The 13,979-nt window shown below is 64.7% G+C and carries 14 protein-coding genes; 12 read left to right on the top strand and 2 right to left on the bottom strand.

All coding sequences use genetic code 11. The features are described 5' to 3' along the window. The first annotated feature begins 8 nt into the window (after window positions 1–8). The 3 genes from ftsZ to IC614_RS06630 all read left to right on the top strand — a co-directional run bounded on the left by ftsZ (window position 9) and on the right by IC614_RS06630 (window position 4,258). Entirely contained in the window at window positions 9–1,427 is a 1,419-nt protein-coding gene (gene ftsZ / locus IC614_RS06640; RefSeq protein WP_200970582.1) for a cell division protein FtsZ, read from the top strand. A 189-nt stretch (window positions 1,428–1,616) separates the two neighbouring features. After that, window positions 1,617–3,098: a tetratricopeptide repeat protein gene (locus tag IC614_RS06635; protein WP_200970581.1), complete on the top strand. Its 1,482-nt coding sequence runs from the start codon at window positions 1,617–1,619 to the stop codon at window positions 3,096–3,098. Then, window positions 3,095–4,258, top strand: coding sequence for a deoxyguanosinetriphosphate triphosphohydrolase (locus tag IC614_RS06630; protein WP_200973137.1), 1,164 nt, complete (start codon window positions 3,095–3,097; stop codon window positions 4,256–4,258). The genes IC614_RS06635 and IC614_RS06630 overlap by 4 nt, the downstream gene beginning before the upstream one ends. Here IC614_RS06630 and IC614_RS06625 read toward each other — a convergent pair. Then, window positions 4,255–5,553, bottom strand: a complete 1,299-nt coding sequence (locus IC614_RS06625) for a type II toxin-antitoxin system HipA family toxin (protein ID WP_200970580.1) — start codon at window positions 5,551–5,553, stop codon at window positions 4,255–4,257. The two genes, IC614_RS06630 and IC614_RS06625, sit on opposite strands and share 4 nt — an antisense overlap. Further along, entirely contained in the window at window positions 5,553–5,912 is a 360-nt protein-coding gene (locus tag IC614_RS06620) for a helix-turn-helix domain-containing protein (protein WP_226372763.1), read from the bottom strand. Before IC614_RS06620 ends, IC614_RS06625 begins: the two co-directional genes overlap by 1 nt. A 90-nt stretch (window positions 5,913–6,002) precedes the next feature. Here IC614_RS06620 and argS point away from each other — a divergent pair, with 90 nt between their 5' ends. From argS to IC614_RS12395, 9 genes are all read left to right on the top strand, one after another. Beyond that, a complete protein-coding gene (gene argS, locus IC614_RS06615) occupies window positions 6,003–7,733 on the top strand; it encodes an arginine--tRNA ligase (protein ID WP_200973136.1) in 1,731 nt (576 codons plus the stop codon). Continuing rightward, window positions 7,733–8,362 (top strand): SPOR domain-containing protein, encoded by a 630-nt coding sequence (locus tag IC614_RS06610; RefSeq protein WP_200970578.1) that lies wholly within the window; start codon window positions 7,733–7,735, stop codon window positions 8,360–8,362. Before argS ends, IC614_RS06610 begins: the two co-directional genes overlap by 1 nt. A gap of 2 nt (window positions 8,363–8,364) precedes the next feature. Beyond that, window positions 8,365–9,372: a beta-N-acetylhexosaminidase gene (gene nagZ / locus IC614_RS06605; RefSeq protein WP_200970577.1), complete on the top strand. Its 1,008-nt coding sequence runs from the start codon at window positions 8,365–8,367 to the stop codon at window positions 9,370–9,372. A 149-nt stretch (window positions 9,373–9,521) separates the two neighbouring features. Then, on the top strand, window positions 9,522–10,274 hold the full coding sequence (locus IC614_RS06600) for a segregation and condensation protein A (RefSeq protein ID WP_200973135.1): 753 nt from the start codon (window positions 9,522–9,524) through the stop codon (window positions 10,272–10,274). Continuing rightward, window positions 10,271–10,852 (top strand): SMC-Scp complex subunit ScpB, encoded by a 582-nt coding sequence (gene scpB / locus IC614_RS06595; protein WP_200970576.1) that lies wholly within the window; start codon window positions 10,271–10,273, stop codon window positions 10,850–10,852. Before IC614_RS06600 ends, scpB begins: the two co-directional genes overlap by 4 nt. Before the next feature lie 48 nt (window positions 10,853–10,900). Next, on the top strand, window positions 10,901–11,140 hold the full coding sequence (locus tag IC614_RS06590; protein ID WP_200970575.1) for a twin-arginine translocase TatA/TatE family subunit: 240 nt from the start codon (window positions 10,901–10,903) through the stop codon (window positions 11,138–11,140). Window positions 11,141–11,163: 23 nt separating this feature from the next. After that, a complete protein-coding gene (gene tatB, locus IC614_RS06585; protein WP_200970574.1) occupies window positions 11,164–11,490 on the top strand; it encodes a Sec-independent protein translocase protein TatB in 327 nt (108 codons plus the stop codon). Next, window positions 11,487–12,260, top strand: coding sequence for a twin-arginine translocase subunit TatC (gene tatC, locus IC614_RS06580; protein ID WP_200970573.1), 774 nt, complete (start codon window positions 11,487–11,489; stop codon window positions 12,258–12,260). The genes tatB and tatC overlap by 4 nt, the downstream gene beginning before the upstream one ends. Further along, window positions 12,260–13,978 carry a hypothetical protein gene (locus tag IC614_RS12395; protein WP_200970572.1) on the top strand — a complete coding sequence of 573 codons (1,719 nt, stop codon included), beginning with the start codon at window positions 12,260–12,262 and terminating at the stop codon, window positions 13,976–13,978. Before tatC ends, IC614_RS12395 begins: the two co-directional genes overlap by 1 nt. The last annotated feature ends 1 nt before the right edge of the window (window position 13,979 follow it).

The raw sequence follows: 13,979 nt of genomic DNA, 5'->3' as shown, positions 1-13,979 counted from the left end.
AGACCATCATGAGCATCGATTTCATCCGTCCGGAAGTGGATGAACTTCGGCCGCGGATCAGCGTCATCGGTGTCGGCGGCGCGGGCGGCAACGCCATCGCCAACATGATCGCCAGCGACGTGCAGGGTGTCGACTTCATGGTCGCCAATACCGACGCGCAGGCCTTGAATGCTTCCCCGGCGGATCAGCGCATCCAGCTCGGTCTCAAGATCACGCAAGGGCTCGGCGCCGGCTCCCGCCCCGAAATCGGCAAGGCGGCGGCCGAAGAGACGATCGCCGAGATCGAGCGCGCGCTCGACGGCGCCCACATGTGCTTCATCGCCGCCGGCATGGGCGGCGGCACCGGTACCGGCGCGGCGCCGGTCGTTGCCAAGGTCGCGCGTGAAAAGGGCATCCTGACCGTCGGCGTCGTGACGAAGCCGTTCAGCTTCGAAGGTACGCGCCGCATGCGTTCGGCCGATGCTGGCATTGAAGAGCTGCAGCAGCATGTCGACACGCTGATCGTCATTCCGAACCAGAACCTCTTCCGCATCGCCAATCCGAACACGACCTTCAAGGAAGCGTTCGAAATGGCGGACGAAGTGCTGCAGCAGGGCGTGCGCGGCATCACCGACCTTATGGTCATGCCTGGCCTCATCAACCTCGATTTCGCCGACGTCCGTTCCGTCATGGGCGAAATGGGCAAGGCGATGATGGGGACCGGAGAATCGTCCGGCGACAACCGCGCGATCGAAGCGGCGGAAAAAGCGATCGCCAATCCGCTTCTCGACGGCGTCAGCATGAAGGGCGCGAAGGGCGTCATCATCTCCATCACCGGCGGCGAGGACATGCGCCTGATGGAAGTCGACGAAGCCGCCAACCATATTCGCGAGCTGGTCGACGAAGATGCGAACATCATCTGGGGTTCGGCCTTCAATCCGGAGCTGGAAGGCAAGATCCGCGTGTCGGTCGTCGCGACCGGCATCGATGCGGAAGCCGTGCCGCAGCCCGCGCCGGTCAAGTCCTTCTTTTCCTTCAACGGCGGCGGCAGCCCGGCGCCGAAGCCGATCGAGATCGAAGAGCCGGTCACCGAGGCGGCTGTCGAAGCCGAAGGCGATGAAGCGCCCGGCGAGCTGGATCTTGGCGGTTCGGAAGCGGGCGACGAGCTTGAGCTGAGCGATGTCGCGGATACCGAAACGCCGGATGAGCTGGTGCTTGGCGCGCCGGTCGAAGAGCCGCGCCCGATCGCAGGGGATCCGGCGCCCGGCACCCGCGCCTGGCTCGCCGCGCAGGAGCCGCAGCAGGCCCCACGTCCGGCGCGGGAAGGCGGCACCTTGTTCGAGCGCATGTCGAACATCGCGCGCGGCGCGGCGAAGGTCGGCAACGAGGAGCAGGAGCGCGATCCGCTCGATATTCCGCGCTTCCTCAATCGCGGCGGCGGCCAGTAAGCCGATCCATGAAGCTGGTATGCTCCTGCACAAGCAGGGGCGACGCTGGCGCTGAAACTAGGCTCCTGCCTGCGCAGGAGCAGGTATCGGCAAAGCGCAATGGCAACTCGTCGTTTCCAGCCGTCGTCCCGGCGCACAAGGCTGGGCTCTTTCATTGGCGGGCAAGGTTTGGCGTGGCTTAACGGCGCCATGATTTCATCGCAGACGATGCGCCGCGGCCTCATCCCGCTGGCCGCCCTGCTTGCTCCTGGCCTGCTCCAGGCGCAAACGCAGACGGGGATCGGCACTTATACCTATCAGCTGGGATCGACGAACCGCGAAGATCCCTCCACGGCCTTGTCCCGCTATGTGCGCGAGCTGTCGTCCAGTCCGCAGAGCCTCACAGCATTGAAAGGTGCGGGTGCCGCGGCCTTGCGTCTGGGCGATGCGGAGGCGGCGGGCGGCTTCTTCGCCCGGGCCGAAGCGGTGGCGCCGAACGACGGCGGCGTGAAGGCGGGGATCGCGTCCGTTCTTGCTCTGATGGGCCAACCCGACGAGGCGCTGCGCCTGTTCGCGGACGCCCGGGCGATGGGCATTCCCGAGCGCGACGTGGCGGCCTATCGCGGCCTTGCCTATGACTTGAAGGGCGATCAGGCGGCGGCCCAGAAGGATTATGCGCTTGCCATCCTCACGCAAGAGGACGCTCCGGAAGTCGAGCGCCGGCTTGCCTTGTCGCAGGCGATCAGCGGCAACAAGTCGCAGGCCCTGGGCACGATCGAAGTGCAGCTGCGCCATCAGGACAAAGCGGCATGGCGCACGCGGGCCTTCATCCTTGCGCTGACCGGCGACCTTGCGGGCGCGAACCAGGCGGTGAAGACCGCCATTCCCGCCCAGGCTGCCGCCTTCGCGCCGTTCCTTGCCCGCCTCGCGACCCTCAATCCGGCTGAAAAGGCCGCTGCGGTGCATCTGGGTCAGATGCCCGTCACCTTCCAGAATCTGCGCGGCGCGGAAGCGGCGCCTGCAGTGCCGGCAGCAATTGCCGAAAAGCCTGTCGCGCCGCCGGTGGATATTGCCCGTCAAGAGCCGCTTCCCGTTTCCGTCCAGCCATCCGCGCCCCTATCGTCCAAACCGGTTGCCGTCGCGCAGGCAGAGCCTCAGGCCGTCTCTCCCGCGCCGGTGGCGACGTTGTTCCCACCGGCCGCGAGCGCATCGAGGCCGCTCCAATTTGCCGATGTCGTGACCCTGGTTCAGGATTTGCCCGCGCCGCTTGCTTCTCCCATCGCGACCGACGTGCCCGCCAAGGCCGCGCCAGCCGCCGAAGTGAAGGCTTCGAAGCCCGCTGCCGTGAAGAAGGAGCCGGTCAAGAAAACCGAAGCCGCCAAGGCCGCGCCCAAGAAGAAGGATCCGCTGAAGGAGCATCCGGCGCGCAGCTGGGTCCAGTTGGCAAGTGGTGCCAATATTGCCGCACTGCCGGGCGAATATAGGAAGTTGAAGGCCAAGGCCGAAAAGAAGCTGGCTTCCAAACTCGCTTATACCGTGAAAGCGGGCGCCACCAATCGCCTGCTTGTCGGCCCGTTCAAGACCGCTAAAGAGGCGCAGGCATTCGTCAACGATCTCGCCAAGGACAAGGTGAACGGCTTCGCATGGACCAGCATGGCGGGACAGGAAATCGAGAAATTGCCGGCCAAATAAGGCCCCTTGCTCCTTATGCGTCCGATCCTGCCCGGTCGCGCGGGCGGCTGCACCCCGAAGCGGGCGGCGAGACGCGGGGGCCGCGCGACGCCTTCCAGCGCGACCGCGACCGGATCATCCATTCCATTCCCTTCCGGCGCCTCCGTCACAAGACGCAGGTGTTCGTGGCCCCGGATGGCGACCATTTCCGCGTCCGCCTGACTCACAGCCTGGAAGTCGCGCAGATCGGGCGGACGCTCGCCCGTGCCCTTGGCCTCAACGAGGATCTGACCGAGGCTTTGTGCCTTGCTCATGACATTGGCCACCCGCCTTTCGGCCATTCGGGCGAGGATGCCTTGCAGGAGGCGATGGCCGAAGCCGGCGGGTTCGATCACAATGCGAACACGATCCGCCAGCTCACCAAGATGGAATCGCCCTATCCGCGGTTCGACGGGCTGAACCTCACCTGGGAGACGCTGGAAGGACTCGCCAAGCATAACGGCCCGGTGACTAGGCCGACCTGGGCGATGCGGGAAGCGAATGCGGCCTTTCCGCTCGATCTTGAGACTTGGCCGAGCCTTGAAGCGCAGATCGCCGCCATTGCGGACGACATCGCCTATGACAATCACGATATCGACGACGGCATCCGCGCCGGGTTGATCGCGCTCGACGATGTGCTGGAGGTGCCGTTCGTAGCCGACAGCTGGGACACAGTGCGGCGGCGTTATCCGGATGTGCCCGCCGAACGCCTCCGGCCCGAACTAATCCGGGAACAGATCGGGCGGATGGTGAACGACGTCCTCGTCGAGACGCGGCGGCGCGTGGCGGAAGCCGGTGTATCTTCGGCAGACGGGGTGCGGCAGGCCGGCCGTCAGCTCGGCGGTTTTTCGGAAGCGATGGCCGAGCGCGAGCGAGCGCTGAAGACTTTCCTCTACGCCCGTATCTACCGCTCGCCGCCGATCCTCGCCGTGCAAGACACGGCCAAAGGCGTGCTTGCCCGCCTCTTCGCCGTCTATCGCGACAATCCCTCCTTGCTGCCGCCCGAATGGGCTGCCGACACAAGCGACCGGACCCGCTGCATCCGCCGCATCGGCGATTTCATCGCGGGTATGACCGACCGTTATGCCATTTCGCGGCACGAAGAATTGATCGGGCCGGTGGAATTGCCGGAAGGATTCTAAACTTCGACCATCGCCAGCCGGACGTGCCTTGCGATGCCGCTGAGCATGTTATCGATAATCGGGTGATCCAGGCCCTCGGCGCGCATGCGGGCAGCCTGGTCGGAGAAGCAGTCCGGCAAGCGCTGCCCCAAGGACTTGGCGCGGGCGACGAGCGCGTCCTCATCGACGCGCAGGTCGGCCGCCATCGCCCGCCAACGGCGCAGGCCAATTTCGGACAGCCTGTACCGTCCTCCCACATGCATCGCCAGCTTGGCGTCGCGGATATCGATTTCCGGATAAGCGAAGATGCTGGCGAGATCGTAAAGCGGCGCTAGACGGACCAGCCCCTCGCTGGCGATCAGGAGAGAATAATTCTTGGCGTGCGCATCGGTGCCGCCGATCAGCCAGTTGAATAGAAGGGCGTCGATAAACCGCCACAAGTCCTCATTGGCGGTGTCTCCGACGGTCTCTCCGGCGAAAAGCGGTTGGTACACGAAGGTCCGGATGGCGTCGGCAATCTTGGAAGCGCCCGGACCTCCTTCATTCTGATATTTGGATGCCGGATGGACGCGAAGAGCCTGGCACATGTCCTCCTGGTGGATGCGGACAGGCAATCCATCATCGCCCATGTCGCGATCATAACGTTCCACCGCGATAGCGGTGACATCGCCAAATCGAATGACTTCGGAACGCGCTGAAACCAAGCCAAGAGCCTCTGCCACGGCAAGGCAGAGATGCTCGTTTTCCGCATGGCCGGCAAATGCCTGTGTCGTAGGCTTCAGGATATGCGTGGTGGGGATGCGCCCCGACGGAATGCCCCAGCGTTCTCCGTCGCGCAAAAGGGCTGTCTTGGGTTGGGCACCGGCAAGGCTGAACTGTCCGTGATCGCGGGCGCGCCGTCCTGCGGCTGCGTCTTCGCGCAGGATTTGCAGACGCTCGCGCAATTCATCCTGCGACAGCCAGATTATACCGCCATCCCGCCGCAATTCTTCGACCTTTTCCGGCCGGACGAATTGAACGGCGCCCGCACAATCCTCCCCGACGTGCGAAATCAGTGCGAAAGCGTTTCGAGCGGACACCTGGAATTGCCGGGCCCATCTCTCCAGGACGAGCTCATTGTCGGGGAGAAGCCCCCAGAGGAAGGGCTCCACGGCTTGCGGCGGGTGCCGGCGGGCGGCCAGCGGCATGGAAAGCGACAGGGGGTAGGCATGGGTTGCCTCCTGCCATGTCTTTTCATAGGCAAGCGCGGTTCTGCCGTTCGTGAAGGTGAGGGTCGCGATCGGCTCGCCGTCGATGAGGGCGATAAGCTCGCTCATTATCGCTTCCTCGGCGATGGCGGAGGAGGCGGAGGAGGCGTAGTTCGCGAGAGGCGCCGCAAGGCCTGGCTTGCGCGCGCGGTCCGCTCCTCGCTCATTTTGCGATCATGTACCCGCACCTGCAGATCGAGGGCGGCAAGGGTGCGCAATATGCGGGCGATGCCTGCGCCGGGCTTGCCTTGCTCGACTTCGTTGATCCACAAACGGCTCACGCGCGCGCGCTTCGCCAATGTCGCTTGATCCATCCCGGCTGCTTGGCGGCGTTCGCGGATCAGGGCACCGATATCGGCCGCGGTTCGAAGAGGAATGCTCATGTAAGCGATCGCTTCCTTTGACTGTGTGTAAGCCATAGCATACATCGTCAAATGTAAGCAATTGCATACAAGGCGGCGATTTGCGGAGCCAAGCCACATCGGCTAAGCGGCGCTCTTTCCATAATGGATGATGCCGTGACGCTTTACGCCCGCTTTGCCGATCATATCGACGCCATTCTCTCCGCATTGGAAGCGGAAGGGAGCCTTGCGGCGGGCGTCGAGCGAAAGGGCGTGGCGGTGGAGCCGCCGCGCGACCCGTCCCATGGCGATCTCGCGACCAACGCGGCGATGGTGCTGGCGAAGAAAGCGGGTACCAATCCGCGCGCGCTCGCCGACCTCATCAAGCCGAAGCTGGAAGCGCTGGACGAGGTTGAAAGCGTCGAGGTCGCCGGGCCCGGTTTCATCAATATCCGGCTGAAGGCAGCTGTGTGGGCGGACGAGCTGCGCGCCTTTCTGAAAGGCGGCGCGGATTATGGCCGTTCCACGATGGGGAAGGGCGTTTGCGTCAATGTCGAATATGTGTCGGCCAACCCTACTGGCCCCATGCATATGGGCCATTGCCGGGGCGCGGTGGTGGGCGATGCGCTGGCGAGCCTGCTCCAATATGCCGGCCATGATGTCATCCGCGAATATTATGTGAACGACGCCGGCGGCCAAGTGGACGTGCTCGCCCGCTCCGCGCACCTGCGCTACCGCGAGGCGCTCGGCGAGGAGATCGGCGAAATTCCGGAAGGCCTTTATCCCGGCGACTACCTGAAGCCGGTCGGCGAGCAACTGGCCGCCGAGCATGGCGACGCCTTCGTCGGCAAGCCGGAAAGCGAGTGGCTTGTTCTGTTCCGCAAAACCGCCGTCGCCGCGATGATGGAGATGATCCGCGCTGATCTCGCTTTGCTCGGCATCCATCACGACGTCTTTTCGTCCGAAGCCGAGGTTCAGGCCGCGAAGAAGCCTGAGGCGGCCGAAGCGGCGCTCCGGGCACGGAGCCTCGTTTATGACGGCATGCTCGAAGCGCCGAAGGGAGAGACGCCGGAGGATTGGGAGCCGGTCGAGCTGCCGCTGTTCCGCTCGACCGATTATGGCGACGACCAGGACCGGCCGATCCGGAAGTCCGACGGCAGCTGGACCTATTTCGGCGCGGACATGGCCTATCATTTCCAGAAAGCGCAGAATGCGGATCAGCTGATCGACATTTGGGGCGCCGACCATGCCGGCACGGTGAAGCGGATCAAGGCCGCCGTCGCCGCGCTCACCGAAGGCAAGGTGCCGTTCGACGTGAAGCTCGTCCAGATGGTGCGCCTGCTGCGCGGCGGCGAACCGGTGAAGATGTCGAAGCGCGCGGGCAATTTCGTGACGCTCGCCGACGTGGTGAACGAAGTGGGCAAGGACGTGGTCCGCTTCACCATGCTCACCCGCAAGGCCGACGCGCAGATGGATTTCGATTTCGCGAAGGTGGTCGAAGCCTCGAAGGACAATCCGGTCTTCTACGTCCAATATGCCCATGCCCGCATCTGCTCGCTCCACCGGCGGGCGAAGGAGGCGGGGATCGATGTTTCGGGCACGGCAGACCTGTCGCTGCTCGATGCGGACGAACTGGCGCTGGTGAAATTGGGCGCGCAATTTCCGCGCGTCGTCGAAGGCGCCGCAAGCGCGCACGAGCCGCATCGCATCGCCTTCTACCTCCACGATCTCGCCAGCGCGCTCCACGCCCAATGGAACAAGGGCAATGACGATCCCGCCCGCCGCTTCCTGTTGCCGGACCAGCCCGAATTGACGCGTGCCCGGCTGGAACTCGCGTCCGGGATCGGGCAGATCATCAAGAACGGCCTTGCCATCATGGGTGTTGAGGCCGCCGAGGAGATGCACTGATGAGCGAGGGGCGGCGGCTTGGCGGACTGAACGACGCGGACACCCCGCCCTGGCTCCAGCCGATTCCGGTCGAGGAAGATGAGGCGGAAGGCCCGTCCGCGATGCGCCTGATCCTTGGCGTCATCCTCGGCATCGTGCTGATCGGCGCCGCGGTCGGCGGCTTCTTCTGGTTCATGAACCGGGGCGATGGCGGCGGCGAGGGCGTGCAGCTGATCAAGGCCGAGCCCGGTCCCTATAAGGTCAAGGCGCCCGATCCCGGGGGCATGGAGATCGAGGGCGAAGGCGACACCGCTTTCGCGGCCAGCGAAGGCGCAAAGCCGGTCGGCCGCCTCAATGTCGATGCCGTTCCCGAAGCGCCGCTGACGGAGAGCGGCGGAGGCCTCGCGAGCGCCGCGCCGGGCGCGGTCGCGACGGTCCAGCTCGGTGCCTTTTCGAGCGAGGCGGCGGCGAACAAGGCGTGGACGGCGCTGTCCGGGCGCTTCGCCTATCTCGAACCTTTGAGCCACAGCATCATCGCGGTGACCCAAGGCGACAAGACGCTCTACCGCCTCCGCGCCAACGGCCCCGATGCGGCGAGCCTGTGCAATCGCCTGCGCATCGCGGGCGAGACGTGCGTGACGGTGGACTGACCATGCTCGCATCCATCTTCGGCATGGCGAGAGAGAGCCTGAGCGCGGATGAACGTGCTTTCTTCAAGGATACCGATCCGGCAGGCTATATCCTCTTCGCGCGCAATTGCGCTGGTCCCGATCAGATGCGGGCGCTGACGGACGATCTGCGCGCGATCCACGGCCGCGACGATGTTCCGATCCTGATCGACCAGGAAGGCGGACGCGTGGCGCGGATGAAGCCGCCGGTCTGGCCCGCTTTTCCGCCGGGGGAGGCGTTCGCGAGGCTCTATGCCGCCGCGCCGATCAGCGCGATGGAGGCGTTGCGGGTCAATTGCGCCGCCATCGCCGCCTTGCTGCGCGATGTGGGCGTCAATGTCGATTGCCTGCCGCTGCTCGACGTGCGCCAGCCGGGCGCCCACGACATTATCGGCGACCGGGCCTTGGGATCGGAACCGATGCAGGTCGCATCGCTCGGCCGTGCCACGCTGGACGGTTTGCGCGAGGGCGGGGTTGTGGGGGTCGTCAAGCACATGCCGGGACACGGCCGCTCGATGAGCGACAGCCATGTAGAGCTTCCCGTGGTGAGTGCGAGCGAAGAAGAATTGGAAACCGACATCCGGCCCTTCCGCAGCCTCAGGGAGGCCCCGATGGGGATGACCGCCCATGTCGTCTACACGGCGTGGGACAAGGACAATTGCGGCAGCCAGTCGCCTTATGTGATCGGCGAGATCATCCGGAAGCGGATCGGCTTCGAGGGATGGCTGATGTCCGACGACCTTGGCATGCATGCGCTTCAGGGCGATTTCGGCGTGCGCGCGGCGAAAGTGCTGGCGGCGGGCTGCGACGTCGCGCTCCATTGTTCGGGCGACATGGCCGAAATGCAGGCGATTGCGAGCGCGATCGGGACATTGACGCCGGACAGCGCCGCCCGGCTGGAACGCGCCATGGCGACGGTGAAGGATGCGGCTCCGGTGGCGAGTTATGCGGAATTGGCCGCGAAGCGGGATGCTTTGCTGGCCTACGCCTAAGGCGTCATTCCGGCGAAAGTCGGAATCTTGTGAACGATTATGCGCGTGTCCGACATGAGACCCCAGCTTTCGCTGGGGTGGCGGTAGAATGTTACGTCGATCAGTTTGAGGGCTTCACCTTCGCCCCGCCTTCAGCCTACATTCCTTTCATGGATGGGGACGATCTTTTCCGATCGGCGGCCGATGGGGAACGGCTGACGCTCGATCTCGACGGCTGGGAAGGGCCGCTCGACTTGCTGCTGACGCTGGCGCGGGGCCAGAAGGTCGATCTGACGAAAATCTCCATCCTCGCTCTTGTCGAACAATATCTCGCCTTCATCGCGCAGGCGAAGGAGCTGAAGCTTGAGATCGCCGCCGATTATCTCGTGATGGCGGCCTGGCTCGCTTATTTGAAATCCTGTCTGCTGCTGCCCAAGGATCCGGAGCAGGATCCGAATCCCGAGGAATTGGCGCTGCGGCTCCAGCTTCGCCTCCAGCGGCTCGACGCGATGCGCGAGGCGGGTGCGCGGCTGATGGCGCGGGACCGGCTTGGTCGCGACGTATTTCCGCGCGGCGCGCCGGAAGGATTGCGCATCGTCCGCAAGTCCGCATGGCAGGCCGATCTCTACGACCTCATCGCCGCTTATGGCACGGTGAAGGCGCGGAGCGAGCCTGCTTTCCATGTCGTCTCGCGCCGTCCGGTCATGACGCTGGAGGAAGCCTTGCGCCGGGTTGAGCAGCTGATCGGCGCCAGCGTCGACTGGACGGCGATCGAAGCCTTTCTGCCCGCGACGCAGGATGGGGAGTATCGCAAATCCGCCCTCGCTTCGAGCTTCCTCGCGGCGCTGGAGCTTGCCAAGCAAGGGCGGCTGGAACTGGATCAGGAAGCCGCCTTCGCGCCGCTTTACGTGCGGGCGGCATGACTCCGCTGTCCGACCCTGTCCGTGCCGTCGAAGCCGCCCTGTTCGCCGCCGATGCGCCGATGACCGCCGAGGAGATCGCCGCTTATGTCGGTGAGGGCGTCGACGTGAAGGCCGCTTTGGCCGAACTCGCCCGGCATTATGCCGGGCGCGGGATCGAACTTGTCGAGCGCGGGAAGGCTTGGCACTTCCAGACCGCCGCCGACCTCGCCCACCTCCTCCGCAGGGAACGGGACGAGCCGCGCAAGCTCTCCCGCGCCGCGGTCGAGACGCTGGCGATCATCGCCTATCACGAGCCGGTGAGCCGCGCCGAGATCGAGGCGATACGCGGCGTGCAGATTTCCAAGGGCACGCTGGACGTGCTGATGGAGGCGGGCTGGGTGCGGCCCGCCGGACGGCGGGAGGCGCCGGGGCGTCCGCTCGTCTATGCGACGACGGCGGGCTTCCTCACCCATTTCGGGCTGCAAAGCCGCCGCGACCTGCCCGGTATCGACGATCTAAAGGCTGCCGGGCTTCTCGATCCGGTCGATTTGGCGCTGGAACAGCAACTGGAACTGGAAACGGAACGCGAGGAGGACTAGATGTCCTTCCACAAGCGCCTCGCATTTCAGGCGTGATCGGAGAATTTCATGGGTGGTTTCAGCCTCTGGCATTGGCTCATCGTCGGCATCCTCGTCCTGCTCTTGTTCGGCAAGGGACGCTTTTCCGATATGATGGGCGACGTCGCGAAGGGCATCAAAAGTTTCAAGAAGGGCATGGCGGAAGACGATACGACAGCGGCGCCGCCGCGCCGCATCGTGGACGAGCGCAGCCCCGATCCCGCCGTCGAGCCGGTCCGCACGGCCGATCCGGAGCGGCGCGAGCCCTGAGCCTTTCAACCTGAAGGGCCGTCATGTTCGACGTCGCGCCGACCGAACTTCTCATCATCGCCCTCGTCGCCCTGGTGGTGATCGGGCCGAAGGATTTGCCGCGCGTCATGAGGACCGTCGGCCATTGGGTCGGCCGCGCGCGCGGCATGGCGCGCCATTTCCGGTCTGGCATCGACACGATGATCCGCGAGGCCGAGCTGGAGGAAATGGAGAAAAAATGGCGCGAGGAGAATGAGCGCATCATGCGCGAGCATCCGATGCTACCATCGGCCCCAGGCGAGCCCGAAGCGTTGCCGCCGCCATCCTTGCCTCCCTCCGCCGGGACGGACGCGTCCCGGGAGCTGCCATGAGGGACATTGACGACAGCAAGGCGCCTCTGATGGAGCATCTCATCGAGCTGCGCCGCCGCCTCATCTGGTCGATGCTGGCCCTGCTTGCCGCGTTCGGCGCCTGTTTTTATTTCGCGAACGACATCTTCGCCTTCCTGGCTCAGCCACTGGTTCACGCCTTCGGGCCGGGGCAGGGGAAATTGGTGTATACCAAGCTCTATGAAGCCTTCTTCGTCGAGGTGCGGGTGGCGCTCTTCGCCGCCTTCTTCCTCGCCTTCCCGATCATCGCCAACCAGATCTGGGCGTTCGTCGCGCCGGGCCTTTATGCCAACGAGAAGAAAGCGTTTCTGCCCTTCCTGATCGCGACGCCAGTGCTGTTCACGTTGGGCGGGGCGCTCGCTTATTATGTGGTGATGCCGACGGCGTTCGAATTCTTCCTTCAATATGAAGGCAATATCGGCGGCATCCAGCAGGAGGCGCTGCCGTCGATGGGCGATTATCTTTCGCTCGTCATGCATTTCATCCTGGCGTTCGGCATCGCCTTCCTGCTGCCCATTCTTTTGCTCCTGCTGGAGCGTGCCGGGATCGTCACGCGCAAGCAATTGGCGTCCGGGCGCCGCTATGCGATCCTCATCGCCTTCGTGATCGCGGCGGTCGCGACGCCGCCCGACATCCTGTCCCAGTTCATGCTCGCCATACCCCTGATTCTCCTCTACGAATTGTCGCTGATCGCCATTTGGTTCACGGAGCGGCGGCGGCCCAAGAAGGATGCGGAGGCTATCGAGGCCTGATGCAGGATATCCGCCCGCTTTTCGTCGGCAGCATCGATGGCGAGGCGCATGCGGGCGGCGAGCGGCCCTATCCGGTCCGCCGGAATTGCCGCGTCACGCCGCTGATCGAGGCGGCGGACATGTTCCCGGCGCTCGAAAATCTGGTGCTGGATGCCCGGAAGAGCGTCTGGATGTCTTTCCGCATCTTCGATCCCGATACGAAGACGCGGTCGGACCGGGCGCGGGCGCAGGGCCTGCACGATTGGGCGGCGCTGCTGCGCGACACGGTGAAACGCGGTGTCGAGGTCCGCATCCTCCTCGCCGACTTCGAGCCGGTGCTTGCCGATTATCTCCACGCGGGATCCTGGTGCACCTATCGCCGCATCCGCGCGATCCAGGAGGAATTGGACGAGGCGGAACGCAGCCGCCTGCAGCTTATCGTCATTCAGCATGAGGGGGAGATGGGGTGGGGCATCCGCCAATTCCTCCGTTTCGCCCTGCGTTCGCGTATCCGCAAGGTCGTCGAAGGGTTGATCGCGAAAAAGAAGCATGACGATGGCGGGCTGGAAACCCGGCCGGGGCTATGGCGCTACCTCACCTGGGACGGCGATCGGCCCAAGGCATGGCAAGCGGGCCCGCCGCCCCGCCTGTGGCCCGCCACCTATCACCAGAAAGTCGTCGTTGTGGACGGCGCGAAGGCGATCCTGGGCGGGATGGACCTCGATGAACGGCGCTGGGACGACCGGCGTCACCGCCAGCGCAGCGACCAAACCTGGCACGACATTTCGGCTTTGGTCGAAGGCGAGGCTGCGGGAGACGTGGCGCATCATCTTGCCGCCTTGTGGAATCGCGAATTGCCGCGTTACCGCGCGACAATCGGCGAATGGATCGGGGGATGCGGCCAGTCTCTGATGATCGACCCGCTGACGCCGATCGATATCGATCTGCCAAAAGCGAAGACGGGGGGAGGAGCCGATGTACAAATCGTCCGCACCCTGTCCCGCCGGTCCAAGCGCGCTTTCGCCATCGGCCCGCGCCGTCATATCCGCGAATTGAAGGCGGCACATCGCAATGTCATCGCCGCGGCCCGAAAGCGCCTGTATATCGAGGCGCAATTCTTCCGGTCCGGCGAGGCGGCGGACTGGGTCGAAGCGGCGCTCAGGGCCAATCCGGCGCTCGAGGTGATCATCCTCATCGCCAATGTGCCGGAGGAGATCGCTTTCGAGAAGCAGGTCGACAATTTCGCGCACCGGCACGGCGAATATCTTCAGGCCCGCGCGCTCGGCCGCCTGCTGAAGAAGGCGGGACCGGACCGGGTCGGCCTCTTCACGCTCGCCAAGCAGGAAAAGCCGCACGGCAAGGAACATGAATTCGAGGACACGCGCGGTACCGCCTTTGGCGCGGGCGTGATCCACATCCATTCCAAGCTGCTGATCGCGGATGACGACCTCTGCCTCCTGTCGTCGGCGAACATCAACGGTCGTAGCTTCAATTGGGATACCGAATTAGGGTTCGTCTGGAAGGAAGAAGGGGCTGCAATCCCTGCCTTCCGCCGGCGCTTGTGGAGCCAGCTGTTCGAAGGCGAGATCCCGGACGATCTTGCCGGCTGGCGAACGATGGCCGCGCGCAACCGGGACACGCCGCCCGAAGAGCGCACAGGCTTCGTCCTGCCTTATCAATTGGGCCGCGCCCGCCGCTTCGGCAGGCCTTATTGGTTCGTTCCAGACGATCTCGTCTGAT

The sequence above is a fragment of the Sphingosinicella flava genome (assembly GCF_016025255.1).
GTDB classification, from domain to species: Bacteria; Pseudomonadota; Alphaproteobacteria; order Sphingomonadales; family Sphingomonadaceae; genus Allosphingosinicella; species Allosphingosinicella flava.
Note: the sequence above shows the minus strand (reverse complement) of the source record. Positions and strands in the feature narration are given on the sequence as shown.